Annotated in this window: 21 protein-coding genes; 16 read left to right on the top strand and 5 right to left on the bottom strand. The window is 71.3% G+C overall.

Annotation, left to right across the window (positions count from 1 at the left end):
- The first annotated feature begins 105 nt into the window (after positions 1-105).
- Together IEX69_RS04510 and IEX69_RS04505 are read left to right on the top strand one after the other, a co-directional pair.
- Positions 106-1,605: an FGGY family carbohydrate kinase gene (locus IEX69_RS04510; RefSeq protein WP_085019906.1), complete on the top strand. Its 1,500-nt coding sequence runs from the start codon at positions 106-108 to the stop codon at positions 1,603-1,605.
- A gap of 136 nt (positions 1,606-1,741) precedes the next feature.
- A complete protein-coding gene (locus tag IEX69_RS04505) occupies positions 1,742-3,235 on the top strand; it encodes an FGGY family carbohydrate kinase (protein WP_085019905.1) in 1,494 nt (497 codons plus the stop codon).
- A gap of 113 nt (positions 3,236-3,348) precedes the next feature.
- On the opposite strand, the gene IEX69_RS04500 is transcribed toward IEX69_RS04505, so the two are convergent.
- Positions 3,349-4,383, bottom strand: a complete 1,035-nt coding sequence (locus tag IEX69_RS04500; RefSeq protein ID WP_157127189.1) for a zinc-binding dehydrogenase — start codon at positions 4,381-4,383, stop codon at positions 3,349-3,351.
- A gap of 166 nt (positions 4,384-4,549) precedes the next feature.
- Between IEX69_RS04500 and IEX69_RS04495 the strand changes: the two genes are divergently transcribed.
- From IEX69_RS04495 to IEX69_RS04475, 5 genes are all read left to right on the top strand, one after another.
- On the top strand, positions 4,550-6,109 hold the full coding sequence (locus IEX69_RS04495) for an FGGY-family carbohydrate kinase (RefSeq protein WP_174604457.1): 1,560 nt from the start codon (positions 4,550-4,552) through the stop codon (positions 6,107-6,109).
- Between the two features lie 34 nt (positions 6,110-6,143).
- Positions 6,144-6,986, top strand: coding sequence for an HAD-IIA family hydrolase (locus IEX69_RS04490; protein ID WP_085019903.1), 843 nt, complete (start codon positions 6,144-6,146; stop codon positions 6,984-6,986).
- A gap of 21 nt (positions 6,987-7,007) precedes the next feature.
- Positions 7,008-8,399: an iron-containing alcohol dehydrogenase gene (locus IEX69_RS04485; RefSeq protein ID WP_085019902.1), complete on the top strand. Its 1,392-nt coding sequence runs from the start codon at positions 7,008-7,010 to the stop codon at positions 8,397-8,399.
- 70 nt (positions 8,400-8,469) lie between these two features.
- Complete coding sequence (locus IEX69_RS04480) at positions 8,470-9,342, top strand: class II fructose-bisphosphate aldolase (RefSeq protein WP_085019901.1); 873 nt, start codon at positions 8,470-8,472, stop codon at positions 9,340-9,342.
- Positions 9,339-10,127 carry an HAD-IA family hydrolase gene (locus tag IEX69_RS04475; protein WP_085019900.1) on the top strand — a complete coding sequence of 263 codons (789 nt, stop codon included), beginning with the start codon at positions 9,339-9,341 and terminating at the stop codon, positions 10,125-10,127. Before IEX69_RS04480 ends, IEX69_RS04475 begins: the two co-directional genes overlap by 4 nt.
- Before the next feature lie 97 nt (positions 10,128-10,224).
- On the opposite strand, the gene IEX69_RS04470 is transcribed toward IEX69_RS04475, so the two are convergent.
- On the bottom strand, positions 10,225-10,959 hold the full coding sequence (locus IEX69_RS04470) for a GntR family transcriptional regulator (protein WP_217348599.1): 735 nt from the start codon (positions 10,957-10,959) through the stop codon (positions 10,225-10,227).
- Between the two features lie 223 nt (positions 10,960-11,182).
- Here IEX69_RS04470 and IEX69_RS04465 point away from each other — a divergent pair, with 223 nt between their 5' ends.
- On the top strand, positions 11,183-13,357 hold the full coding sequence (locus tag IEX69_RS04465; protein ID WP_085019898.1) for an alpha-ketoacid dehydrogenase subunit alpha/beta: 2,175 nt from the start codon (positions 11,183-11,185) through the stop codon (positions 13,355-13,357).
- Between the two features lie 33 nt (positions 13,358-13,390).
- Positions 13,391-14,887, top strand: a complete 1,497-nt coding sequence (locus IEX69_RS04460) for a dihydrolipoamide acetyltransferase family protein (protein WP_085019897.1) — start codon at positions 13,391-13,393, stop codon at positions 14,885-14,887.
- Positions 14,888-15,068: 181 nt separating this feature from the next.
- Here IEX69_RS04460 and IEX69_RS04455 read toward each other — a convergent pair whose 3' ends face one another.
- A complete protein-coding gene (locus tag IEX69_RS04455) occupies positions 15,069-15,632 on the bottom strand; it encodes a flavin reductase family protein (RefSeq protein WP_229756226.1) in 564 nt (187 codons plus the stop codon).
- Positions 15,622-17,964, bottom strand: a complete 2,343-nt coding sequence (locus tag IEX69_RS04450; RefSeq protein WP_157127188.1) for an Ig-like domain-containing protein — start codon at positions 17,962-17,964, stop codon at positions 15,622-15,624. The genes IEX69_RS04455 and IEX69_RS04450 overlap by 11 nt, the downstream gene beginning before the upstream one ends.
- 122 nt (positions 17,965-18,086) lie before the next feature.
- Here IEX69_RS04450 and IEX69_RS04445 point away from each other — a divergent pair, with 122 nt between their 5' ends.
- The 7 genes from IEX69_RS04445 (at position 18,087) to IEX69_RS04415 (ending at position 25,705) form a co-directional block, all read left to right on the top strand.
- On the top strand, positions 18,087-18,818 hold the full coding sequence (locus tag IEX69_RS04445; RefSeq protein WP_085019895.1) for a TetR/AcrR family transcriptional regulator: 732 nt from the start codon (positions 18,087-18,089) through the stop codon (positions 18,816-18,818).
- Positions 18,815-20,086 (top strand): MFS transporter, encoded by a 1,272-nt coding sequence (locus IEX69_RS04440; protein ID WP_085019894.1) that lies wholly within the window; start codon positions 18,815-18,817, stop codon positions 20,084-20,086. The genes IEX69_RS04445 and IEX69_RS04440 overlap by 4 nt, the downstream gene beginning before the upstream one ends.
- Positions 20,083-21,378: a type III PLP-dependent enzyme domain-containing protein gene (locus IEX69_RS04435; RefSeq protein ID WP_229756225.1), complete on the top strand. Its 1,296-nt coding sequence runs from the start codon at positions 20,083-20,085 to the stop codon at positions 21,376-21,378. The genes IEX69_RS04440 and IEX69_RS04435 overlap by 4 nt, the downstream gene beginning before the upstream one ends.
- Complete coding sequence (locus IEX69_RS04430) at positions 21,375-22,688, top strand: D-arabinono-1,4-lactone oxidase (RefSeq protein ID WP_085019893.1); 1,314 nt, start codon at positions 21,375-21,377, stop codon at positions 22,686-22,688. The genes IEX69_RS04435 and IEX69_RS04430 overlap by 4 nt, the downstream gene beginning before the upstream one ends.
- A 60-nt stretch (positions 22,689-22,748) precedes the next feature.
- Positions 22,749-24,179 (top strand): GH1 family beta-glucosidase, encoded by a 1,431-nt coding sequence (locus IEX69_RS04425; RefSeq protein ID WP_308420476.1) that lies wholly within the window; start codon positions 22,749-22,751, stop codon positions 24,177-24,179.
- Between the two features lie 63 nt (positions 24,180-24,242).
- Complete coding sequence (locus tag IEX69_RS04420; protein ID WP_085019892.1) at positions 24,243-24,809, top strand: LemA family protein; 567 nt, start codon at positions 24,243-24,245, stop codon at positions 24,807-24,809.
- A 26-nt stretch (positions 24,810-24,835) separates the two neighbouring features.
- Entirely contained in the window at positions 24,836-25,705 is an 870-nt protein-coding gene (locus tag IEX69_RS04415) for a M48 family metalloprotease (RefSeq protein WP_085019891.1), read from the top strand.
- Here the strand turns inward: IEX69_RS04415 and IEX69_RS04410 are convergent.
- Complete coding sequence (locus IEX69_RS04410) at positions 25,702-26,889, bottom strand: winged helix-turn-helix domain-containing protein (RefSeq protein ID WP_229756224.1); 1,188 nt, start codon at positions 26,887-26,889, stop codon at positions 25,702-25,704. The genes IEX69_RS04415 and IEX69_RS04410 overlap by 4 nt on opposite strands.
- Positions 26,890-26,895 lie beyond the last annotated feature (6 nt).

Here is a 26,895-nt window from a genome sequence, read left to right as displayed (position 1 = left end):
GGCGGGCAATACTTGACTATACAGCTACGTACTAATACGTTTACGCCAGCCTCATACGGCCGCGCACGGCGTGCGACGGGCCTCTAACACGACGAAGTGGGAGACATGGTCAAGTACATCCTGGGAATCGACGAAGGCACCACGAGCGCTCGCGCGTTCGTGATCGACGAGGACACCAACGTCCGAGGGTTCGGCCAGGCCGAGCTCACGCAGATCTACCCCCGGCCGGGCTGGATCGAGCACGACCCGATGCAGATCCTCAACGTCCAGCTCGAGGTCATCCGCGCCGCCCTGCGCGACGCCGGGATCACCCCCGACCAGCTGTCGGGGGCCGGCCTGACCAACCAGCGCGAGACCGGCATCGTCTGGGAGAAGGACACCGGCCGCCCCATCTTCAACGCGGTCGTCTGGGCCTCGCGCCACTCGGTCGACATCGTCCAGGGCTGGGTCGACGCCGGGCTCGGCGACCTCATCCAGCAGCGCACCGGCCTCATCCCTGATGCGTACTACACGGCCTCCAAGATCCGCTGGATCCTCGACCAGGTGCCCGGCGCCCAGGGCCGCGCCGAGCGCGGCGAGCTGCTCGCCGGCACGGTCGACACCTGGTTGATCTGGAACCTCACCGGCCGGAAGTCCTTCGTGACGGACTACTCGAACGCCTCGCGCACGATGATGATGAACGTCGAGACGCTGCAGTGGGACGACGAGCTCCTCGGCCACTACGGCATCCCGAAGTCGATGCTCGCGGAGATCGTCCCGTCGGACTCGAACTTCGGCGACATGGAGGCCACGTTCGGCACGTCGATCCCGATCGGCTCCGACCTCGGCGACCAGCAGGCCGGGCTCTTCGGGCAGGCCGCGTTCAAGCAGGGCCAGGTCAAGATGACCTACGGCACCGCGGGCGTGCTGAACATCAACTGCGGCTCCACCCCGCAGCGCATCGAGGGCCTCACCCCGAGTCTCGCGTGGGGCGTGCAGGGTCAGACGGCGTACGAGATCGAGGGCGTGCTGTTCTCGATGGGCAAGACGATGCAGTGGCTGCGCGACGACCTGCAGCTCATCCACGCCGCGCCCGACAGCGAGTGGTACGCCGGGCAGGTCTCGAGCACCGAGGGCGTCTACCTGATCCCCGCGTTCACCGGCCTGGCGGCCCCGACCTGGGACCCGTACGCCCGTGCCGCGCTCATCGGCATGTCGAACGCCACCAACCGCCTGCACGTCATCCGTGCGGCCGTGGAGTCGATGGTGTACCAGACGCGCGACGTCGTCGAGGCGGCCCTGGCCGGATCCGACCTCACCATCCCCGAGCTGCGGGTCGACGGCGGCGCCGTGAAGAACAACCTGCTCTGCCAGCTGCAGGCCGACCTCCTCGGCATCCCGGTCATCCGCCCCAAGAACGCGGAGGCGACCATCTTCGGTGCGATGCTCATGGCCGGGCTCTCGACCGGCGTCTACTCCAGCCTCGAGGAGCTCGAGTCGAAGTGGGCCGTCGACCGCGTGTTCGAGCCGCAGATGAGCCGCGACCAGGCCGATTCGCTGTACGCCGGCTGGACCGCGGCACGCGAGCTGACCAAGGGCTGGACCAAGAAGGTCCCGCTCTCCTAGAGACCGGGCGGTGTCGCGGATGCGCTCACGAGCATCCGCGGCACCGTCTCGTCGTGCGCCCCGCCGGTGGGCGCACGATGCCCCGACCCGACCGGCGACGCACGCCATCCGGCACATCACGACGAAGTGGGAGACCATGACCCAGTACATCCTCGGAATCGACGAGGGCACGACGAGCGCGCGGGCGTTCGTCATCGACGAGGACACGAACGTCCTCGGGTTCGGCCAGGCCGAGCTGACGCAGATCTATCCGCGCCCGGGCTGGCTCGAGCACGACCCGATGCAGATCCTCAACACCCAGCTCGAGGTGATGCGCGCGGCGATGCGTCAGGCGGGCATCACCCCGGACCAGCTCTCCGCCGTCGGCCTCACCAACCAGCGCGAGTCGGGCATGGTCTGGGAGAAGGACACCGGCCGGCCCATCTTCAACCTCATCGTCTGGGCCTCCAGGCACTCCGACGAGATCGTGCAGCAGTGGGTGGACTCCGGATTCGGCGAGCTCATCAAGGAGCGCACCGGACTCGTGCCGGATGCGTTCTACGCGGCCTCCAAGATCCGCTGGATCCTCGACAACGTGCCGGGCGCCCAGGAGCGTGCCGAGCGCGGTGAGCTCCTCGCCGGCACGGTCGACACCTGGCTGATCTGGAACCTCACGGGGCGGCAGTCGTTCGTCACCGAGCCGTCGAACGCCTCGCAGACGATGATGATGAACCTCGACACCTGCGACTGGGACGACGACCTGCTGCGCGAGATGCGCATCCCGCGCCACATGCTCGCCGAGATCCTCCCCTCGGATGCGCACTTCGGCACCATCGAGGCCACCTTCGGGGCGGCCGTGCCGATCACGTCGACGCTGGGCGACCAGCAGGCGGGGCTCTTCGGGCAGGCCGCGTACAAGCAGGGCCAGGTCAAGATGACCTACGGCACCGCCGGCGTGCTCAACATCAACAACGGCCCCACGCCGTTCCGCCCGGAGGGGCTGACGCCGAGCGCGGCCTGGAACATCCAGGGCAAGCTGGCGTACGAGACCGAGGGTGTCGTCTACGCCATGGGCAAGACGATGCAGTGGCTGCGCGACGACCTGCAGCTCATCCACGCAGCGCCCGACAGCGAGTGGTACGCCGGGCAGGTGTCGAGCACGGAGGGCGTCTACCTCGTGCCGGCGTTCACCGGCCTCGCCGCTCCCACCTGGGACCCGACGGCGCGAGCGGTGCTCGTCGGGATGTCGAACGCGACGAACCGGCTGCACGTCATCCGCGCGGCGGTGGAGTCGATGGTCTACCAGACCCGCGACCTCGTGGATGCGGCGGTGCAGGGCTCGGCGTTCGAGATCCCGGAGCTGCGGGTGGACGGCGGTGCGGTGAAGAACAACCTGCTCTGCCAGCTGCAGGCCGACATCCTCGGCATCCCCGTCATCCGTCCCAAGAACGCGGAGGCGACGATCTTCGGCGCGATGCTCCTCGCCGGCCTGTCCGCGGGCGTCTACACCAGCCTGGAGGAGGTGGAGGCGAAGTACCAGGTGGACCGCGTCTTCGAGCCGCAGATCTCCCGTGACCAGGCCGACGCCCTCTACGCCGGCTGGAGCACCGCGAGGGACATGACGCGGGGCTGGACCCGCAAGATCGCCTGACCCGCTGGCACCAGGGCCCGGCGCACCGACCGGGCCCTTTCGCCACACCGTTGGCCTTTCGCCACCTGCATGCGCATGGCGAAAGGCCAAGGGTGTGGCGAAGGCGGGGGAGGTCAGGGGCGCAGGGTGAAGATGACCTTGCGGCCGGCGGCGACCGCCGCGAGGCCCTCCTGCCACTGCTCCAAGGGGAGGTGCAGGGGGGAGAGAGGAGAGAGGTCGACCTGACGGGACTCCATCAGGCGGAGGGCGGTGCGGTAGCTCGACGGGCGCTTGCCGCGGGAGCCGACGACCTCGATCTCGCGGTTGATGACCGCGTCGATGTCGACGTGCGGATCCTCGCGGAAGAAGGCCACCAGCACCAGGCGACCGCCCCGGCGCAGCAGCGGGATCGACGACTCCACCACTCCGGAGGCGCCGCTGCACTCGAACACCGAGTGGGCGCCGTAGCCTCCGGTGAGCCCCGCCACGATCGCGTCGAGGTCCTCGGTCTCCGCGTCGACTACGTGGGGGATGCCGGCGTCCTTCGCGCGCTGCAGGGCCTCCGCATGGCGCGTGCGGCCGACGAGCACCACCGTCGCCCCGACCGCGTGCGCGACCTGGGCGCACAGCTGCCCGATCGCCCCGGGGCCGACGACGACCACGACCTGGCCGGCGAGGGAGGGGCTCTGCTCCACCACGGCGTGCACGGCGATCGCGAGCGGCTCCGTGAGCGCGCCCTCGACGAGGTCGATCCCGTCGGGCAGCACGTGCACGGCCCGCTCGGGCATGACGAGCTGGTCGGCGAGGGCGCCGTCGGTGGTCGTCCCGATGCCCTTGCGATACGGGCAGCGGTTGAACTCCTCCTTGCGGCAGTACTCGCAGCGCATGCAGAGGTACGCGTCGGTCTCGACGGTGACCCGGGCGCCGACCACGAGGTCGGGCCGGTCGACGACGTCGTCGGCGACGGCGGCGATGACGCCCGACGCCTCGTGTCCGAGAGTCCGCGCCACGCCGAAGTCGTGGCTGCCCTCGACCGCGAGCCGGTCCGTGCCGCACACGGCCGCGTAGGCGATGTCGATGAGCACGTGGCCGGGGGTGAGGACGGGCGGATCGACCTCCCGGATCTCCACGTGCCCTGGTCCGGTCTCGTACTTCACGAGGGCTCGCACGGCGCCTCACGCTCCTTCGCGGGTGGGTGGCCGGATGTGGGATACACACCCCTATACAAGTTCTATCATCCCTCTTCCATCTGTATGTACATGTCTATATATTTGGTCCGTCACCGCGGACGACGCGTCCGACACGACGCACCTCAAGGGAGAGGACGAGGAACGAATGGGTCAGTACATCCTGGGAATCGATGCCGGCACGTCGGTGCTGAAGGCGGCGATCTTCGACACCAAGGGCAACGAGCTCAACCGAGGAGCACGCAACGTGCCGATCACCAACCCGGAGCCGCACCTCGCGGAGGAGAACATGCAGGAGGTGTGGGTCGCCGCCTCCGAGGCGATCCGCGACGCGCTCACCGGCACCAGCGTCCGCCCGGACGAGATCGTGGCGATCTCGGTGACGGGTCAGGGCGACGGCAGCTGGCTGATCGACCGGGAGACCGGCAAGCCGATCGGCCCGGCCATCCTGTGGACCGACGGCCGCACCGGACCCATCATCGACCGCTGGTACGAGGACGGCACCGTGCGCGAGCAGTTCGAGATCTCGGGCACCGGCCCCTACGCCGGCACCGCCTCCACGATCCTCCGCTGGCGCGCCGAGAACCAGGCCGACCTGCTGGGCGGCGCCGTCAACCTGTGGTGCAAGGACTGGATCGAGTACAACCTCACCGGCGACATCTCGACGGACCCCTCCGACGCCAGCCTCTCGGGCATCGACGTCCGCGCCCGCACCTGGTCGGAGGAGGTCAACCGGCTCTGGGGGATCGACGGGATCGAGGCCGTGCTGCCCCCGATCAAGAGCCCGACCGATCTCGCCGGAACCGTCACGCGCGCCGCGGCGGGCGTGACGGGGCTCAAGGAGGGCACCCCGGTCTACAAGGGGCAGATGGACATCACCGCGTCCTCCCTGGGGGTCGGCGTCGCCCGCCCGGGGGACTGCATGGCCGTCATCGGCACCGCGGGCATCGTCACGGTGTGCACCGACGACATCTCCGGCGAGATCCAGCCGAAGGACGTCGGCTGGCTCATCCCGCACGGCCCCGACACCTGGATCCGCGCGATGGGCATGAACTTCTGCACGCCCAACCTCGACTGGTTCCTGCGCGAGTTCGGCGCGCCGTTCCGCGCCGAGGCCGAGGCGCACGCGCCCTCGGACGGCGATCTGTTCGCCTACCTCAACCAGAAGGTGCTCGACACCCCGATCGGTGCGCGCGGCGTGATCTACCACGGCTACCTCGCTCCCGGCGGCGAGCGCGCCCCCTTCGTGCGTCCGAGCGCCCGCGGCTCGTTCAACGGCATCACGGGCGACCACAACCGGTTCGACCTGCTCCGCGCCGTCTACGAGGGCGTCGCCTACGGCATCAGGGACTGCCTCGACTCGATCCCGACCGAGGTCAAGACGGTGCGGATGGCGGGTGGCGGGGCCAACAGCCCGGTCTGGTGCCAGATCTTCGCCGACGTCCTGGGACGCAAGATCATCGTGCCCGCGGGCACCGAGTTCGGCGCCAAGGGCGCGGCCATCGTCGCGGGCGTCGGTGCGGGGCTGTACAACAGCTACAGCGAAGGTGCGGACTCGACGGTCAACATCGTGCGCGAGTACGAGCCCGACCTGGAGAAGACGGCGCTCTACACGCCGTTCTTCGAGGTCTACCGCGACATCCGCACGTCGATGATGCCCATCTGGGACAAGCTGCAGAGCGCCACGCGAGTCGCGGCCGCGGCCTGACCCGCCCATCCCACCAGGAAGACCACCGGAGACCATGCAGCACCAGGCAGAGCCCTTCCCGAGCGACCCCATCCTCGAGTTCGAGTCGTACGTGTTCGACCTCGACGGGACCATCTATCTCGGGGAGGCTCTGCTCCCGGGCGCGCAGCGGCTCATCGAGGGGCTGCGCGAGCGTGGCAAGCGCGTGGTCTTCTGCAGCAACAACCCCACCAAGCGGCCCGACGACTACGCGGCGAAGCTCACGAGGCTGGGCCTCCCGACCGAGGTGTCGGAGGTCTACACGAGCCTCGCGGCGACGGTGTCGTGGATCAGCCGCACGATGCCCGAGGCGAGGGTCTACCCGATCGGCGAGATGCCGCTCGTGGAGGCCCTCGCCGAGGCGGGCATCGAGATGACCGACGATCCCGAGCGCATCGACCTCGTCGTGTCCTCCTACGACCGCACCTTCGAGTACCGCAAGCTGCAGATCGCGTTCGACGCGCTCTGGTTCCACAAGCGGGCCCGGCTGGTCACCACGAACCCCGATCGCTACTGCCCCTTCCCGGGCGGCCGAGGCGAGCCCGACGCCGCGTGCATCACCGCCGCCATCACGGCGGGCACGCAGGTCGAGTGCGAGGCCGTCTTCGGCAAGCCCTCGAAGGACCTCCTCGACATCATCTCGGCCGAGACCGGCCTCGACCCGGCGACCAGCGTGATGGTGGGCGACCGTCTCGCCACCGACATCCTGTTCGCCAAGAACACGGGGATGCGCTCCGCGCTCGTGCTCACCGGCGAGACCGACCTCGACATGCTCCGCGTCGCGCCCGACGAGCACCGCCCCGACTGGGTGCTCGGCCGCATCGACGACCTCCTCGATCATCAGCCCGTCGCCTCCTGAGGCGACGGCGAAAGGACCCCGATGACCACCGCCTCCCTCGCCGAGCTCTCCCTCGCCTCCTCGCAGGGCGCCATGCGCGTCCTCTCGGGCGAGGGCGCCGTCCGCGGGATCGGCGCCCTCGTCGACGAGCTCGCACCCACCGGCGAGATCGTGCTGCTCACCGACTCGGCGGCCAAGGTCGTCGACACGGTCGACCTCCTGGAGCTCGTGCGTGCGCTGCTCCACGAGGGCCGCTCGAGCCGGACGGTCGAGGCCCTCGAGTCCGATCACGGCGTGACGCTCGACGAGGCCACGGTCGCCCGGGCGTCGGCGGATGCGGCGGGGGCGGCCGTCGTGATCGCCGTCGGCTCCGGCACGGTGAGCGACCTGGGCAAGGTGGTGGCCGCGGCCGTGGCCGCGCCGCTGATCTCGGTCCAGACGGCGGCGAGCGTCAACGGCTTCGCCGACCCGCTCTCCGTCCTCGTGCAGAACGGCGCGAAGCGCACGGTCCCGAGCATGTGGCCGGCCGCACTCGTCATCGACTCCGACGTCGTCGCGGAGGCGCCGGTCGAGCTCACCCGAGCAGGAGTGGGGGATGCCGTGGCGATCTGGTCGGCGCCCGCCGACTGGTACCTGGCCTGCGCCATCGGGATGGACCCGGGGGAGTACGACGACCGCTTCGTCGATCCGGTCCGCGAGATCGCCCCGCGGCTCGCCGACGCGTCGGCGACCGAGGCCGAGCGCCTCGCCGCCCTCGTCGAGGTGCTCACGGTCGGCGGACTCGTCATCGGCGACGCCGGGACGACCGCTCCGCTCTCGGGCGTCGAGCACCTGGTGAGCCACGTGCTCGACATGTCCGCGATGGCCACTCACGCCCGGCACGATCTGCACGGCGCCCAGGTGGGCGTCGCGAGCATCCTCGCCGCCTCCCTGTGGGACGTCGCGCTCCACGAGGAGCATCTGCTGGATCTCGGCCCGGACGATCTCTCGGCGCCGACCGGGCTGCGGGAGCGCGTGCTCGAGACCTGGTCGCCCGTCGACCCCTCCGGCGCGCTGGGCGAGGAGTGCTGGCGCGCCGTCGAGAAGAAGATAGATCGCTGGGCGTCCGTCGGCGATCGGGTGGAGGCGTTCTTCGCCGGTCGCGAGGGCCATCTCGCCACGCTCGAGCAGCTCGCCGGCGATCCGGCGCATCCGGCCGCGGCGTTGAGGCTCTGGGGGGGCGCCCCTGACCTTCTCCGAGCTGACCCCGGCCGTGTCCTCCGAGCGTGCCCGATGGGCGCTCGGTGCGCTTCCCTTCATGCGCGACCGGCTGTCGCTCGCCGACGTCTTCGTGCTCGCCGGCCGGTGGGACGACCGGCTGTTCGACCGTGTGTTCGCGCGCGCGGCCGAGGTCGGCGGAGGGCTCTGATCCCCGCCGTCAACCAGGTTGTATAGGGTTGGCTATACTTGTTATATTGGTCCGGATCGCAGCAGAGCCGCTCCGATCCAGAGGAGGGAACACCTGATGACTTTCGCCAGCACGAAGCAGCTCGCGCTGGAGGCGCGCGCGGCCGGCTACGCGGTCCCGGCGGTCAACATCGTCGACGGCATCTCGATCGCGGCCGTCGTGAAGGCCGCCGACTCGGTCGGCTCGCCGATCATCCTGCAGACCTCGGTCAAGACGGTGAAGTACTTCGGAGCCCCCGTGCTCGCGGCGCTCGCTCAGGCCGCGGCCGACGACGCGTCCGTGCCCGTCGCACTGCACCTCGACCACTGCCCCGATCGGGCGGTGATCACCGAGGCGATCGCCCACGGCTGGTCGTCGGTGCTCTTCGACGCCTCCGACCGCCCCTTCGACGTCGCCCGCGCCGAGACCGCGGAGGTCACGGCCGAGGCGCACGCCCGGGGCGTCGACGTGGAGAGCGAGATCGAGAACATCGTCGGTGTCGAGGACGGCGTCGGCTCCGACGATCCGAACGTGCACTTCTACTCCGACGAGCAGCTCGTCGAGGTGGCGCAGGAGACGTCGACCGACCTCATCGCCCCCGCCCTCGGCACCGCGCACGGCCTGTACAAGGCGGCGCCCGTGCTCCTGGTCGACCGGGTCAGGGCGCTCGCCGCGCTCACCGACATCCCGATCGTGCTGCACGGTGGCACGGGGCTCTCCGCCGAGGAGTTCCGCGCCTTCATCGACGCCGGCGTCTCGAAGATCAACATCTCCACGGCTCTGAAGCTGTCGTACATGTACTCGGCGCGCGACCATCTCGCCGAGGCCGAGCGCACCGGCAAGTGGGAGCCGGTGAAGCTGTTCGACCAGATCCGCGACTCCGTCACCGAGACCGTGATCGAGCACATCCAGCTGTTCGGGTCCGCGGGACGAGCGGGGGTGACCGCGTGAGCGGCCGCGCCCTGATCCTCGACTGCGACGGCGTGCTGGCGGAGACCGAGCTCGACGGTCACCTCGTCGCGTTCAACCGCACGTTCGAGCAGCTCGGGTTCCCCTTCCGCTGGACCGCGGAGGAGTACGGCCCCCTGCTGCGGATCGGCGGCGGCAAGGAGCGCCTCAAGGCCTACCTCGCGCAGCATCCGGAGATCGACCTCGGATCGGGCGAGGAGCTCGACGAGCGGATCCTCGCCGCGCACAAGCTGAAGTCGGCCATCTACGTCGAGCTCGTCGACTCCGGCGCCCTCCCCGGCCGCACCGGCATCGCGCGGATCATCGGCGAGGCCCTGGATGCGGGATGGCAGGTCGCCTGCGCGTCCACCTCCGCCGAGAAGAGCGTGGAGGCGGTGCTCGCCTCCGTCATCGGCCCCGACCAGCGGGCGAGGATGGCGGGCGTCTACGCCGGCGACATCGTGCCCGCGAAGAAGCCGGCGCCCGACATCTACCTGCTCACCGCCTCGGAGCTCGGCCGCACGCCCGACGAGGTCGTCGTCATCGAGGACTCCCAGTCCGGAGCCGCGGCGGCCGCCGCCGCAGGAATGGCGCACGTCGTCACCGTCAGCCACTTCACCGGCGACGACGAGTTCCCGGCCGCGACGACGGTGGTCGACTCGCTCGGCGACGAGGGAGCCCCCGCGAAGCTCCTCGCCGGCCTCGACGTCCGCAACGCCGACGGCGTCATCGACCTCGCGGGCCTCGAGCGCGTCCTCGCGGACCACGCCGCCCTCCGCGCCTCCTGACCCCTCTCAGCACCACCCGGGCTTTGTCCACGAAAGGCACGTTCCGCGACGCGGGAACGTGCCTTTCGTGGACAAAGCCGGCGCCGCCGCGCGCGGGCTAGAGGTCGTAGTGGAACTCGAGGCGGATCATGTCGCCGCGGAAGTGGATGCGGGCGAACTCGAACGGGACGCCCGATGCCGACGAGATCCGCTGCTCGAGCAGGAGCAGCGGAGTGCCCGGCCGATTGCCGAACAGCTTCGCCTCGGCCTTCGACGCCGCTGACGTCTCCAGCGTCTCGGTCACGTGCGCCATCTGCAGGTCGTAGTCGAGCTCGAGCACCGTGCACAGCTGCTGCGAGGCGAGGTCGCGCTCGATGATGCCGGGCGCGAGGGTCTGCGGCACGTACGACTCGTGCAGGCTGATCGGGGTGTCCTCCACCCGCCGCAGCCGGCGGATGGCGTAGACGGGCGTGCCCTCCGCCAGTCCGAGCTCGCGGGCGACCCGCGCATCCGCCTCGATGAGCTGCTCGCTCAGGATCTCGGTGCTCGTGGCGTAGCCCTGCTGCTCGAGCTGCTCGCGGATGCCCATGTAGGAGGGTGAGCGCGTCGAGATCTTGCGGCGCGACACGAACGTGCCCTTGCCCTGCACCCGGAACAGCAGACCCTCGTCGACCAGTCGCGCGAGCACCTGGCGCGCCGTCATGCGGCTGATGCCGTAGAGCGCGTTGAACTCGTTCTCGGACGGGATCTTCTGGTCGGGCACCCACTCTCCGCGCGTGATCTTGTCGCGGATGAGGTCGGACAGCTGCACGTAGAGCGGCGTCGCCGAATTGCGGTCGAGAACCTCAGTCACCGTCGAAATCTCCTCGCATCAGACCTGGTAGCACTCCGCCCCGATCTCGAAGTCACCGGCATTCTCACAGTCACGATGTGTACATGTATAGAGTTGTACGGTAGGTTTGCTCCAGGTGAGGCACCATCGTCGTGCTTCGCCCCAGCATATCCGACGCCTTCGGCGACGAGGCCGACCGTCGATCCCGTGTGACACACGGGGGATTCATCGAGGATGAGGATCAATGGCAACGACCACCAAGCTCAAGCCGGCCGCCCAGTGGGTGGAACTGCGCACGACGAAGTCCGACTGGGACTCGGCCGACCCGAGGCTGCTGCAGACCATGCTGGTGCAGCTGAACCTCATCCGCGCGTTCGAGGAGTACGTCCTCGAGCTGGCCGGGCAGAAGCTCATCAACGGCCCGGCCCACTCGTCGATCGGCCAGGAGGGCGGGGCCGTGGGCTCGATCCTCCCGCTGGTCAGCGCGGACCAGATCAACGGCTCGCACCGAGGCCACCACCAGTTCCTCGCCAAGGCGCTGGGGCACGTCTCGCCCGACGGGTTCGACGCGAAGGCGGACTTCAGCCCCGAGGTGCGCGACGTGCTGTACCGCACGCTCTCCGAGATCGCCGGTCTCGCCGACGGCTACTGCAACGGCCGCGGCGGCTCGATGCACCTCCAGTGGACCGAGGCGGGCGCGATGGGCACCAACGCCATCGTGGGCGGCGCCGTGCCGTTCGCGGTCGGCTTCGGCTGGGCCGACCGTCACGCCGGCACCGACAACGTGGCGTTCACCTACTTCGGCGACGGGGCGGTGAACATCGGGTCGGTGCTCGAGAGCTTCAACCTCGCCTCGGCGTGGTCGACCCCCACCTGCTTCTTCATCGAGAACAACCAGTACGCGGTGTCGACGAACGTCGGCGAGGCGACGGGAGAGGCCCGCCTCTCCGGTCGCGGGCTCGGCTTCGGCATCCCCTCGTGGCGCGTCGACGGGCAGGACACCCTCGCCGTCTACCTCGCGACGAAGGCGGCCGTCGACTACATGCGGAACGGCGGCGGTCCGACCATCATCGAGGCCGACACCTACCGCTACTTCCACCAGAACGGCCCGTTCCCGGGCAGCGCCTTCGGCTACCGCACGAAGGACGAGGAGAAGTCGTGGCGCGACCGCGATCCGATCGCGATCATGGAGCAGCACATCGTGCGCCGCGGCATCCTCACCGCCGACGAGGCGAAGGACCTCCGTGCCCGCTCGAAGGCGATCATGCAGGAGATCGGCACGACGGTCGTCGAGCCCGTGCCCGGCGGGAAGCCCGGGCAGCTCCAGATCCAGTCGCAGCTCTGGCCCGACCCGGCGAACATCAACACCGGCATCCGGGGCGACATCCCGTCGTTCGAGGGGCTCACGGTCAAGGACGACTCGGAGCTCGGCCCCGACGACCTCGAGCAGAAGAAGTTCGTCGACGTCGTGGCCGAGGTCATGCACCGGCGGATGGAGCAGGACTCGAGCATCGTCGTGCTCGGGGAGGACGTCCATCGCCTGAACGGAGGCTCGCGCGGCGCCACGAAGGGCCTCGCCGACGACTTCCCGGACCGCACGCTCGGCACGCCGATCAGCGAGAACGCCTTCACCGGCTTCGGCGGCGGACTCGCCCTCGACGGGCGCTACTACCCGGTGGTCGAGCTCATGTACGCCGACTTCCTGTGGGTGGCGGCCGACCAGCTGTTCAACCAGATCGGCAAGGCCCGCCACATGTTCGGCGGCAAGCACGACATGCCGCTGCTGCTCCGCATCAAGATCGGCACGAACACCGGCTACGGATCGCAGCACTCCATGGACCCGGCCGGCATCCTGGCCACGAGCGTCGGCTGGCGGATCATCGCGCCCTCGAGCGCCGTCGACTACGTCGGCCTCCTCAACACCGCGATGCGCCTCAAGGACCCGGTGGCGGTGCTCGAGCACGACGCCGACCTCTACAAGACGGTCGGCGACGCGCCCAAGGACCTCGACTTCCTGCTCCCGTTCGGCAAGGCCGCGGTGCGCCGCCAGGGCGAGGACGTGACCGTCATCAGCTACCTGTCGATGGTCGCCCGTGCGCTCGAGGCGGTCGACAAGGCCGGCGTCGACGGCGAGGTCATCGACCTGCGCTGGCTCGACAAGGCGAGCGTCGACTGGGACACCATCGGCGAGTCCATCAGGAAGACGAACCGTGTCATCATCGTCGAGCAGGGCTCCGCGGGCACCTCGTACGGGGGATGGATGGCCGACGAGATCCAGCGCCGCTTCTTCGACTGGCTCGACGCCCCGGTGCTCCGGGTCAGCGGGTCGGAGTCGTCGCCGAGCATCTCCAAGGTGCTCGAGGCCGCAGCGCTCGCGACCACCGACGACATCGTCGCCGCGATCGCCGAGATCGTCTGACGTCGGCCGTAGAGAATCAGAGAGGATCCTGACATGGCACGTCTGCTGAGGATGCCCGGCGTCTCCGCCGACTCCGACGAGGCCGCGCTCGAGGGCTGGACGGTCGAGGTCGGCGCGACGCTCGCCTCCGGCGACACCATCGCCTCGGTCGAGACCGAGAAGGCCGTCGTCGACATCGACGTCGACGAGGACTCGATCGTCCACGCTCTGCTCGTCGACTCCGGCGCCATGGTGCCGGTCGGCGACCCGATCGCGGTCCTGCTCGCCCCGGGTGAGCCGGCCAGTGCGGGCGAGGAGCTCGTGCGCGAGCTGAGCGGCGGCACCGACCCCACGCTGTCGTCGAGTGCGGACGCCGCTGTGGCCGTGGCGGCGGAGGCGGACGCGGGGGGAGCGGTCACCGGACTGCCCGAGGCCGAGGAGGCCGAGACGGTGGAGGGTGTGGTGCCCGTCGAGGCGCCCGCCCAGACGCCGGCTACGGAGCCGGTCGCGGCCCCCGCGGCGACGCCCGCCCCCGCCGAGCCGGCCAGGCCGGCCATCGCCTCGGGCGGCGGCCAGGATGCGTCGGACGAGGCTCCTGCCGGGCCGGCGCCCGACGCGGGCACGGGGGAGCGCCGCTTCGCCAGCCCGCTGGCACGGCGGCTGGCGAAGGAGCTCGGAGTCGACATCGCGTCGCTCACCGGGTCGGGTCCGGGCGGCCGCATCGTCCGCGACGACGTGAAGGCGGCGGCCGAGTCCGGCCCCGCACCCGCCGAGAGGGCGACCGAGGCTCCGGCAGCCGCGGCTCCCTCACCCGCGGCCTCCGCCGGGTCGACCGCCGCACCGGCGGCGAAGACCCCCGCGTTGCCCGAGGGGGCGACCTCCGAGCCGCACTCGAGGCTGCGGAAGCTCATCGCGTCGCGTCTGCAGGAGTCGAAGCGCACGGCGCCGCACTTCTATCTCACGAAGCACCTCGACGTGACGGCGCTCCTCGAGCTCCGCGCCCAGGTCAACGCCCAGTCGTCCGTCCGGGTGTCGGTGAACGACTTCTTCGTGAAGGCGGCCGCTCGCGCTCTCATCGACGTGCCCGAGATGAACGTGATCTGGACCGACGAGGCCGTGGTCTCGTTCCCGACGGCCGACGTCTCCGTCGCCGTGGCGAGCGAGCGCGGGCTGGTCACCCCGACCATCCGCGGCATCGAGAGCCTGTCGCTGTCGTCCCTGTCGTCGAAGATCAAGGATGCGGTCTCCCGCGCCAACGCCGGGAAGCTGCAGCAGTCGGAGCTCGAGGGCGGCACGCTGTCGATCTCGAACCTCGGCATGTTCGGCGTGGACGAGTTCGCCGCGATCATCAACCCGCCGCAGGCGGCGATCCTCGCCATCGGCGCCGCGCGGAGGCAGCCCGTCTTCGCCGAGGACGGCAGCGTCGTGCCGGCGGACATCGTCACCGTCACGCTGTCGGTCGACCACCGTCCGGTGGACGGGGCGATCGCCGCCCGGTGGCTCGCCCGCCTCGCGGAGCTCGTCGAGAACCCGATGCAGATCCTGCTCTGATCCCGTCGCCGTGCGCGCACGCGTGCGCATCCTCGGCCTGAGCCAACTCCGGTGATCCGGCCCTGTCTGAGCCGACTCCGGAGATCCGGCGGCGTGTCGCGCCGGATCTCCGGAGTCGGCGCGCGCCGGGGAGGGGAGAGCTGGGCGCGGAGCGTTCGCGAAGAGCTGTTCGGAGGGCGGCTCAGGCGATCTTCGAGTGGTCGCCGAGGCGGTGCCACGTGCGGTTGTGGTACACCAGCGGCTGGGCCTCCTCGGCGTCGGCCGAGTGGTCGCCCGGAGGCGGCGCGTGCGTCTCGAGCGCCTGCACGGCGACGACGGTGGAGCCGCCGACCTCCATCTGGTTGACGACCTCACCCCGGATCCAGGCGTGGGCGGCGGGGAAGTAGGGCTCGCCCGTCGGGAGCCTGCTCCAGATCGACGTGTCGGCGAAGCGGTCGATGCCGCTCGTCGCGCCGAGCTTCGCGATGTCGAGCTGGCCCGCTCCGAGCAGGTGGACGACGACGGTGGCCGCCCGACGGATCGTCGGCGTCGAGGAGGAGTGCTCCGAGACCGAGAACACCAGCACCGGGGGTTCGGCGCTCACCGAGAACACGCTGGTGGCGGTGAGGGCGACAGGCCCGTCGCCCGCGTCGGCCGTGATCACGGCCACACCGGCGGGGTGGTTGCGGAAGGCTGCCTTGAACTGCTCCGGCGTCACCGACGACGGGGTCGGATGCGGGACCAGCCGATGCTCATCACTCGTCACCATCCGATCCTAGGACGGGTGCGACGTACCGCTGCCACGCCCAGACGCTCACCGACACCGCCGCGAAGCCCACGCCGACGACGATCGGGATCCATATCCGTCCCGACCCGGCGACGGCGGGCAGGAGGAGGGCGGACAGTCCGCCGAAGGAGACCACCGCGAGGCCGACCCACATCGCGGGCGACCAGCGCAGGAGGGCCCGCCCCGGCGAGGCCCCGAGCGGGAGGGAGAGCGCGGAGGCGGTGCCGAAGCAGGCCAGAGCGGTGACCGTGAGCACCTCCGTGAGCCACGCGCCCGCTGCTCCCTCGGGGAGCGGCATCAGCGACTGTGCGATCCAGGCGCAGGCGCCGAGGGCGAGCAGCGGGACGAGCTGCGCCACGGCGAGCCGTCCGCGATCGGCCGTGCCGGTGGCGACGGGGACCGCGAGGGCCACGACGAGTCCGAAGACCAGCGCCGGATCGAGGCCGGCCAGCCGCGACAGCACCGCTCCCGCGGCGGAGACCAGCAGCAGGGCCGGCGCGAGGCGGATCGTGACGGCGGCGCCGAGCATCCGCCGCCCGGCGACGGCGGCCGGGACGGTGGCGGCGGCGTTCACGATCGCCAGCGCGGTGGCGGCGGCGAGGAAGAGGCGGAGGTAGGCGGGTTGACCCAGGACCGGCACCGAGAGCACCGAGACGGCGGCGGAGGCGAGGAGGGCTCCCGCGCCGACGACGAGGGGTGAGAGCGAGACGTCCGGGGCCCGCTCGAACTCGTACCGGGAGCGGTTGCGGCCGGTCAGTCGTGCGGCCAGGCGAGCCCGTCGCCCGTCGCCGTCCCGGTCGAAGGTGCCGAGCGTACCCGCCAGAAGGCGGGCCGGGAGGGCGACGACCGCGACCACGAAGCCCCCGGCGATCAGGGCGACGAGCCAGGTCGAGGCGGAGCCCGCGCCGATGAGCGGCGAGAGCGCGGTCGTGAACTGCGTCGCGTCGGCCCAGGTGCCCTGCGAGCGCTCGAGACCGTCCGGACCGCTCGGGGTGCCCGGTGCGCCCGGCGCGGACGGGGTCGAGTCGCCTGGAGCCGGCGCAGAGGTCGACGGCGGCGCTGCCGCGTCGGTGGGCGAGGGCGCCGCGGGGTCGGTCGGAGTGCCAGGAGCGGCACCGTCCGGCGTGGCGGGCGTGGTGCCGGCTGCGGTGCCGAAGGCGAGCTCGATCGGTGAGGACTGCACGCTCACGTTGCCCGCGGCGTCCTGCTGCAGCACGACGACGCGGTACGTGCCCGCGGGCACCTCCGAGGCGGGGCACGACCACGACCCGTCGACCACGGGTGCCTGGCAGAGCACGTAGGCGTCGGCGAACACCGAGACCGCCGAGCCGTCCTCGCCGGTGCCGGAGAACACGGCGCCGGAGGCGGGGAGCCCGGCCCCCGCCGCGGGGGAGAGCAGGGCGGGAGCCGCCGGCGCGGTGGTGTCGAGGGTGATCGCGACGGCGGCGCTCTCCGGGGAGGCGCCCGCGCTCCACGGCGTCTCCTGCCAGGCGCGGACCGAGTGCGGTCCGTCGGCCAGACCGCTCAGCGGGCAGGACCACGCGCCCGACCCGTCGGCCACGCCCTGACAGGTCGCCCCGTCGGCCGCCGCGGTGACGACGGCCCCGGGGTAGGCGGTCCCGCGGAGGGCCCCGTTCGTGAGCGGTCCCCGGGGTCCGCCGGACACGGTGGGCGGCGTGAGCACGGCGATCGTCACCGAGGCCGTCTGCGCCTGGCCGTCGCCCGAGACGCCGTCGTCCTGCGTCACGATGAGGGTGGTTGAGGGGGAGGACGTGAGTCCGTCGACCTCGCAGGACCAGGCGCCGTCGCCGTCGACCGTCGTGCTGCAGAGCACAACGCCCCCGGAGGAGACGGTGAGGGGGGCGCCCGGCTCGCCCTGCCCGCGCACGGAGACCGCCCCCGGCGAGACGTAGCCCGCGGTCGGAGCGGAGAGGGTGGGCGGCGTCGCGGTGGGCGGCGGCGTGGTGTCGCCCGGCGGCGTGGGTGCGGATCCGGTCGGGCCGGGGTCGGTGGGAGTGACGTCGGCCGGAGCGGTCGCGTCGGCCGGAGCGGTCGCGTCGCTTGACGCGGTCGGGCCGCTCGAGGTGGTGGCGTCGGCCGGGCTGGACGCAGCGGGGACGGGGGAGTCGGAGGGCGCCGCGGTCGCCGGGGAGGCGGCGCCCAGCGCGAGGCCGGCGAGCGCGGCGGAGCCGCAGACGCCCAGCAGAGCCAGCGCGGCGAGCCGCCGGACCGCATCCGGGATCGAGCGATTCGCGGAGCCGCGGTCGCGCGACACCGCCGTCCTCGTCACACCCTGTCGCGTCTCCGGCACCACATCCTTCCTAGGCGCGATCGCGGGGCAAGTCAAAGCCACCGTGGGCGGTTCGCACGAAATCCTCACCTGACCATGGACGCCGAGGGACGCGGTAGGACATACTTGCCCGACTGGGACGCTTGACCCAGTCGGCGCTCGAGGCGCCGCTCCGCGGGGAGGTGATCGTCGTGGCGCACATGAACGTGCAGGAGCGCCGTGCGCGGCTGGTCCGCGCCGCGTTCACCGTCATCGCCGAGCGCGGGATCGCGGGGGCGACGACCCGCGCGATCACGGCCGAGGCGGGCATGGCCCTCGCGAGCTTCCACTACGCGTTCGCCTCCCGCGACGAGCTGCTCACCACCCTGATCGCCGACGCCGTCGAGTCGGAGACCAGCGCGCTCGAGGTCACCACCCGCGACCACGCCTCGCTCGAGGACGTCCTGGTCGCCGGCCTGAGCGCGTACCTCGACGGGCTGAAGGCGGACCCGCACCGGGAGCGCGCGATGCTCGAGCTCACCCAGCACGCGGTGCGCGATCCCGACACGCGGGCGCTCGCGGTGCGGCAGTACGAGAGGTATCGGATGCTCGCACGTCGTTCGCTCGAGGCCGCGGCCCACCGCACCGGCTCGGAGTGGCTGGATCCCGTCGACGAGCTCGCCGCGCAGCTCGTGGCCCTCACCGACGGCCTCACGCTGGCCTGGCTCGTCGACGAGGACGAGGTGCGCGCCGAGGCGACCATCCGCTTCGCCGCCCGCTCGCTCGCGAGCAGAGCGCGACCGGACGGGGCGCGACCGGACCGGGCGCATCCGCACCGGGCGCGCCCGTCGAGGGAGACCGTGACAGACCGAGAGGGACGGGGGGAGCGCGGATGACGTCATCCGACGGCGTGGTGGGTGTCGCGGGACCGGGAGCGGAACCCCGCACCAGGGTGGGCGGCGGCTGGATCGCGCTGTTCGCGACGGCCTGGCTCGGGGTGTGGATGGCGCAGCTCACCCCCGTGCAGCTGCTCCTGCCCCTGCAGGTGGAGGTGCACGTCGACTCGGGTCGCTGGGTCGACAGCGTGGTCGCCTTCGGCGTCATCAGCGCCATCGCCGGCGCCGCGGCACTCGTCGTGTTCCCGCTGACCGGCGCGCTCTCCGACCGCACGACGTCGCGGTTCGGGCGCCGACGGCCGTGGATCGCCCTCGGCGCCCTGGTGTTCGCCGTAGGGCTCGCGGTGCTCGGCCTCCAGGACGGCCTCGTCGGGGTCGGCGTGTGGTGGACCGTCTCGATCGTCGGCTTCTGCATCCTCTCCGCCGCGCTGACGGCGTGCATCAGCGACCAGGTGCCGGTGCTGCAGCGCGGCTTCGTCTCGAGCTGGATCTCGGCTCCGCAGGCGATCGGGCTGATCCTCGGCGTGCTCCTGGCGACGACCCTCTTCACCGGGCAGCTGCTCGGCTACTCCGCGATGGCGATCCTGCTCGTGATCCTCGTCGTGCCCTTCCTCCTCCTCGTGCCGGATGCGCGGCTGCATCCCGCGGACCGCCCGCCCACGACGGTGGCGGCTCTGGTGGAGGGGTTCTGGGTGAGTCCGCGCAAGCACCCGGACTTCGGGTGGACGCTGGCCGGGCGCATCCTCGTCAACATCGGGAACGCGCTCGGCACGTCGCTGCTGCTCTACTTCCTCATGTTCGGGCTCGGCGACGCGGACGCCGAGGACGATCTGCTCGTGCTCATCGTGATCTACACGGTCTTCGTCGTGATCGCCTCGATCGTGTGCGGCCGGCTGTCCGACCGGCTCGCCCGGCGACGGGTGTTCGTGCTCGTCTCCTCGGTGCTGCAGGCGGTCGCCGCGCTCCTGCTCGCCCTCGTGCCGCAGCTGGACGCGACCATGGTGGCCGCCGCCCTCCTCGGCGCGGGCTACGGCTGCTTCCTGTCGGTCGACCAGGCGCTCGCCACCCAGGTGCTGCCCGACCCCGCCTCCCGTGGAAAGGACCTCGGAATCATGAACATCGCCACTGCCGTGCCCCAGGCGGTCGCGCCCCTGGTCGGCGCGGGCATCGTCTGGTCGCTGGGCGGCTTCCCCGTCCTCTTCCTCGCCTCGGCCGCGTTCGCCCTCCTCGGCGCCCTCGCGGTCTCCCGCGTCAGGAGCGTCCGATGAGCCCGCGCAGGACCGCGGCGTCCCGCGCGAGCGGCGCACCCGGCACGAGTGCCCTGCTCGACCTGACCCGCCCGCCCGCCGTGCCCGGGGTCTGGCGCGACGAGCTGCGCTACTGGCCCGCCCTGGCCGAGGCGACACGATCGCTCGAGACGCCGTACGCGGTCCTCGGGTTCGAGGCGCTCGCCCACAACGCCCACGACATGCTGCGCCGGGCGGCGGGGACCCCCATCCGCGTCGCGTCCAAGTCCATCCGCATCCGCGCCGTGATCGACGCGGTGCTCGCACTCCCGGGCTTCCACGGCATCCTCGCGTACACGCTCCCCGAGGCGCTCTGGCTCGCCGAGACCTGCGACGACGTCGTGGTCGGCTACCCGAGCGTCGACCGGACGGCGCTCGCGGCGCTCGCGGCCGACGAACGGGCCGCCTCACGCGTGACGGTGATGATCGACTCGGCCGCCCACCTCGACCTCATCGACTCGGTCGTGCCGGCGTCGCGCCGCGCAGCCCCCCTCCGGGTGGCCCTGGAGCTCGACGCCGCGTTCGTCGCGCCGGGACTCGGTCACCTCGGCGCCTTCCGCTCGCCCGTGTTCGACGCGGCCGACGCGACCGCCCTCGCCCGGGAGGTCCTCGGCAGGCCCGGATACGTGCTCGTCGGGATGATGGCGTACGAGTCGCAGATCGCGGGGGTCGGTAACCGCCCTCGGGGCAACCCGATCCGCGGGCGGATCCTCGACGTCATCCAGCGGCGGTCGGTGGCCGAGCTGCGCGAGCGCCGCGGTGCGGTGGTCGACGCCGTGCGCCGCCTCGCCCCGCTGGAGTTCGTGAACGGCGGCGGCACGGGATCGCTCGAGACGACCGGCGCCGACCCGTCGGTGACCGAGATCGGCGCCGGCAGCGGACTGCTGGGCGGTCACCTCTTCGACACCTACTCGCGCTTCCGGCCCGCCCCCGCGGCCGCCTTCGCGATGTCCGTGGTGCGGAAGCCGACTCCGGAGATGGCGACCGTGCTGGGCGGCGGCTGGATCGCTTCGGGTCCGCCCGCGCTCGACCGCCTGCCCGAGGTGGTCTGGCCGCGCCCGACGCGGATGGTGCCGCGCGAGATGGCCGGCGAGGTGCAGACGCCCCTGACCGGCCGGGGCGCCGAGCGCCTGCGCATCGGCGATCGGGTGTGGTTCCGGCACACGAAGTCGGGCGAGCTCTCCGAGCACGTGGACCGGTTCGCGGTCGTCGAGGACGGACGGCTGGTGGGCGAGGTGCCCAGCTACCGAGGTGAGGGGAAGGCGTTCCTGTGACGGCGGCGAACGGGGTGTGGCGCAACTGGTCGCGCCTGGAGAGGGTCAAGCCCGTGCGGGTGGAGCGACCCCCGACGATCGCCGCGGTGCAGCGGGCGGTGACGGCCGCCGCGAGGGCGGGACTGCGGGTGAAGGCCGTCGGAGCGGGTCACAGCTTCACGGGGATCGCGGTCGCGACCGGGGTGCTCCTCGAGCTCGACGAGCTGAGCGGCATCGTGTCGGTCGACCGCGAGCGGATGCGCGTCACGCTGCTGGCCGGGACCCGCCTCCACGAGGCGGCCCGGCTGCTGCGACCGCACGGGCTCGCCATGGAGAACCTCGGCGACATCGACGTGCAGACGATCGCGGGCGCCATCTCCACGGGCACCCACGGGACGGGCTCGCGGTTCGGGGGGATCGCGACCCAGGTCGTCGGCATCACCCTCGTCACCGCCGACGGCGAGCTCCGACGCATCGACGAGGACCACGAGCCGGAGCTCCTGCCGGCCGTGGCCCTCTCCCTCGGCGCCCTCGGGGTGATCGTCGAGGTCACCCTCCAGTGCGTGCCCGCGTTCGTCCTCACCGCCCTCGAGTGCCCGGCCCCGCTCGACGAGACCCTCGACGACCTCGAGGGGATCGTCGAGCGCTCGGACCACTTCGAGTTCTACTGGTTCACCGATACGACTACGGCCGTGACGAAGACGAACGAGCGGCGCCCCGGTGGGGAGCGCACCAGACCGCTGTCCGCGATGCGGCGCTTCGTGGACGACTCGCTCATGGCCAACGGCGTCTACCGGGTCACCTGCGCGGCGAGCTCGATGGTGCCCGGGATCGTGCCCTCCGTGAACCGGCTCGCCGACCGGCTCTGGACCAACCGCGAGTACAGCGACCTCTCCCACCGCGTCTTCGCGACCCGGCGGACCGTGCGCTTCCGCGAGATGGAGTACGCGGTGCCCGCCGAACGGACGGCCGACGTCGTGCGGGCCATCGACGAGCTCACGCGCTCGCGCGGCTGGCACGTCTCGTTCCCGATCGAGGTGCGGTTCGCCGCCGCCGACGACCTCTGGCTCTCCACCGCGAGCGGTCGACCGAGCGGGTACATCGCCGTCCATCGCTACCACCGTGAGGACCATCGGCCGTACTTCGAGGCCGTCGAGGACATCATGCGCGAGCACCGGGGCCGGCCCCACTGGGGCAAGCTCCACACGCAGGACGCCGCGTCGCTGGCCGATCTCTACCCGCGGCATGCCGACTTCGTCGCCCTGCGCGACCGGATGGACCCGGACCGGCTGTTCACGAACGCCTACCTCGAGCGGGTGCTGGGGGGATGAGGCGATGACGTCGGCGCGCATCCGGGACCTCCGCCGCACGAGGCCTGGGAGGATGGGGGAGTGATCGACGACGAGCGCCTCGAGCGTGCCCGCGAGCTGGCGGCGAGACTCCCCGACGGGTTCGTGCTCGGGACCGCGACCAGCGCGTTCCAGATCGAGGGCGCGGTGCGCGAGGGCGGCCGGGGCGAATCGGTGTGGGATGCGTTCACGCGTGTCCCCGGTGCGATCGCCGGCGGTGCGAACGCCGACGTGGCGACCGACCACTACCACCGCTACGCCGACGACGTCGCCCTGCTCGCCGACCTCGGCGCGGACTCGTACCGGTTCTCCCTCTCCTGGACCCGCCTCCAGCCGGAGGGGCGCGGCGGTCTGGCCGAGGAGGGCGCCGCGTTCTACGACCGACTGCTCGACGGCCTGCTCGCCGCGGGCATCCAGCCGTTCGCGACGCTGTTCCACTGGGACACCCCGACCGCGCTCCGCGGGGGCTGGCTCGACCGGGACACCGCCTCGAGGTTCGCCGACCTCGCCTACGCCGTCGGGGAGCGCTTCGGAGATCGCATCCCCACCTGGGCCACGCTCAACGAACCCGCGACCGTCACGCTCGAGGGCTACGCGCTCGGCGTGCACGCTCCCGGCGCGACCCGTCTGTTCGGCGCGCTCCCGACGGCCCACCACCAGCTCCTCGGGCACGGCCTCGCCACCCAGGCGCTGCGTGCGAGCGCGCCGGGCACCCGCGTCGGCCTCGTCAACGTGCACACCCCGGTGAGCCCCGCCTCCGACTCCGAGGCCGACTCGGCGTTCGCCGAGCTGTTCGACGTGCTGCACAACCGGATCTTCGCCGACCCCGTGCTCCTCGGCCGCTACCCGGACGCCCCCGAGGGCTTCGAGGCTCTGCTGGGCGCGCTCGCGGTCGACCCGGCCGACCTCGCCACGATCGCCCAGCCGATCGACTTCCTCGGCCTCAACTACTACATGCCCTCCCGGATCGCCGCCGGCTCGGGCTCGGCGTCGACCCCCGACGGCGACGCCGAGGCGATGCGGTCGCTGCCGTTCCACCTCGCGCCCTGGCCCGAGTACCCGACGAGCGGGTTCGGCTGGCCCATCGCGCCCGAGATGCTCGGCACGGCGCTCGACGAGCTCGCCGAGCGATACGGCGAGGCCCTGCCGCCCCTCGTGATCACCGAGAGCGGGGTGAGCCTGCCCGATCGCGTGCGCCGCCTGGACGACGGATCGGTCGAGGTGCCGGACGACCGGCGCATCGACTACGTCGACGCGCACCTCCGGGCGGCCCTCGACGCGGTGGCCGACGAGACCCGGCCCGCGTCCTCGATCGACCTGCGGGGCTTCCATGTGTGGTCGCTGCTCGACAACTTCGAGTGGGCGGCCGGATACACGCAGCGCTTCGGTCTCGTCCACGTCGACTTCACCACGCTCGAGCGCACCACGAAGCGCTCGTTCGAGTGGTTCCGAGAGGTGTGCCGCAGCCGCTGAGTATTGCTGTGAGGACGCCTCACCACCCGGGGGAGGCGGGGGTCGACCGCTATAGTTGAGGCCATGGAGTGGCTCATCCCGGTCATCATCGTCGTCGTCCTCGTCGTCATCATCGGCATCTACCTGTGGGCGACCTACAACTCGCTCGTCACGCTCAACGTGCGTGTCGACGAGGCGTGGAGCGACATCACGGTGCAGCTCAAGCGGCGAGCCGACCTCATCCCGAACCTCATCGAGGCGGTGAAGGGATACGCCGCCCATGAGAAGGGCGTCTTCGAGAGCGTCACGCAGGCGCGAGCCGAGACGTTGAGCGCCCAGGGGCCGGCCGAGGCCTCCGTGGCCGAGAACCACATGCAACAGGCGCTGAAGAGCGTGTTCGCGGTCGCCGAGGCGTACCCGCAGCTGCAGGCGAGCCAGAACTTCCTCCAGCTCCAGGGCGAGCTGGTCGACACCGAGGACAAGATCCAGGCCTCGCGCCGGTTCTACAACGGCGGCGTGCGCGAGCTGAACACGAAGATCAAGGTGTTCCCGAACAACATCTTCGCCCGGCAGCTGGGCTTCACGGAGCGCGAGTTCTTCGAGGTCACCGACGTGGCGGCCATCAGCGAGCCGCCGCGCGTGCAGTTCTGATCCGCTGAGGAGGCGTACACCACCCGATGTACCGCGCCATAGCGAAGAACAAGCGCAACACCGTCTTCATCATCGCCCTCTTCCTCCTGATCATCGGAGGGCTCGGCTACCTGGCGAGCGTGATCTACCACAACACGGCGATCGTCGTCGTGGTGGTCGTGGTGGCCTCGCTGTACGCGCTGTTCCAGTACTTCATCGCCAGCGGGCAGGCCATCGCCATGAGCGGTGCCCGCGAGATCCAGAAGGCCGACAACCCGCGGCTCTACCGCATCGTCGAGAACCTGTCGATCACCACGGGCACGCCCATGCCCAAGGTCTACATCGTCGATGACCCCGCGCCGAACGCCTTCGCGACCGGCCGCGATCCGAAGCACGCCATCGTGGCCGCCACGACCGGGCTCCTCGCGATCATGGACGACGCGGAGCTCGAGGGCGTGATGGCGCACGAGCTGGGGCACGTGCGGAACTACGACATCCGGGTCTCGATGATCGTCTTCGGGCTCGTCGTCGCGGTGGGCTTCATCGCCGACATGCTGCTCCGTCTGACCATCTTCGGCCGGAACAACAACAACAACCCCGTGCTGATGATCGCGGGCCTGATCGCGCTGATCGTGGCGCCCATCCTGGCCACCGTCGTGCAGCTCGCCGTGTCGCGGCAGCGGGAGTACCTGGCGGATGCGACGGGGGCCCTCACGACCCGCCACCCGGATGCTCTCGCCAGCGCCCTCGCCAAGCTCGAGGCCTACGGGCGACCGATGCAGAAGCAGTCGTCGTCGATGGCGCACATGTGGATCGCCGACCCGATGAAGCCGGGTGTCGTGGCTCGCCTGTTCGCCACGCACCCGCCGATCCCCGACCGCATCGAGCGTCTGCACAAGATGGGCGGCTCCTTCTAGGAGAGCGCGCCTCGCAGGGCGCCGGTGAGGGTGCCCCAGTCGGCCACCTCGATCCGCTCGAGTCCCTGCCAGCCGGCGGCCTGTCGGAGCAGTCCGACGATCCGGGGCAGGTCGTCGTCGACGAACCCCGGCTCGGCCCACGCGGACTGCACCCGCAGCACCCCCGCCTTGCGGTCGCTCTTGAGGTCGATCCGCGCGGGCAGTCGGTCGTCGATCAGCACCGGCAGCGTGTAGTACCCGTAGACGCGCTTCGGAGCCGGCGTGTAGATCTCGATGCGGTAGTGGAAGTCGTACAGCCGCAGGGCCCGTGCGCGCTCCCACACCACCGGGTCGAACGGCGACAGCAGGGCCGCCGCCTCGATCCGCCGCGGGAGCCGCGCCTCCGTGTGGAGGTACGCGTCGCGTCCCCATCCGGGAACCTGGACCCTGCGCACCGACCCGGCGTCCTCGAGGTCGCGGAGGGCGCTCACGGTGTCGGCCGACTTGAGTCGGAAGTAGTCGGCGACATCGCTCACGGTGCCGATGCCGAGGGCGCGGATGCTCGTGGACACGAGCTCGCGGAGCGCCTCCTCGCGCGGCACGCTGCGCTCGAGCACCTCGCGGGGGAGCACCTGCTCGGGCAGCGCGTAGGTGCGCTCGAAGCGGGTGCGCGGCGCCGCGACCACCTCGCCCGTGCGGAAGAGGGTCTCGAGCCCGCGCTTGACGTCGGACCAGCCCCACCACGGGCCGCGGCGGACGTTCGAGTCGTGCTCCACCTCGCTGGCGCGCAGCGGCCCCTTCTCGGCGAGCTCGGACCTCAGCCAGGAGAGCATCTCGGGATTCTGGTTCGGGAAGGAGTCGGGCCGAGCGGCGTACCAGTCGCGGTACTCGGCCTTCCGCCAGTCGAACAGCGGCAGGTCGGTCACCGGGAAGAAGGCCGCTTCGTGCGCCCAGTACTCGGTCATCGCCGGGCCGGCCAGGATGCGGTCGAGCAGCGAACGATCGTACGCACCCAGACGCGCCAGGGCAGGCAGGTAGTGGCTGCGCTCGAAGACGTTCACGGAGTCGATCTGCAGCACTCCGAGACGCCGGAGGAACAGGTTCAGCTGCCTGGTGCCGACCATCGCCTGAGGCGGCGAGCCGAATCCCTGGGCGGCCAGCGCCACCCGCCGTGCGAGCGCGGGCGAGAGGCTCTCTGTCGACACTCTCCG

The sequence above is a fragment of the Cnuibacter physcomitrellae genome (genome assembly GCF_014640535.1).
GTDB classification, from domain to species: Bacteria; Actinomycetota; Actinomycetes; order Actinomycetales; family Microbacteriaceae; genus Cnuibacter; species Cnuibacter physcomitrellae.
This window is presented reverse-complemented; position numbering and strand designations above follow the sequence as displayed.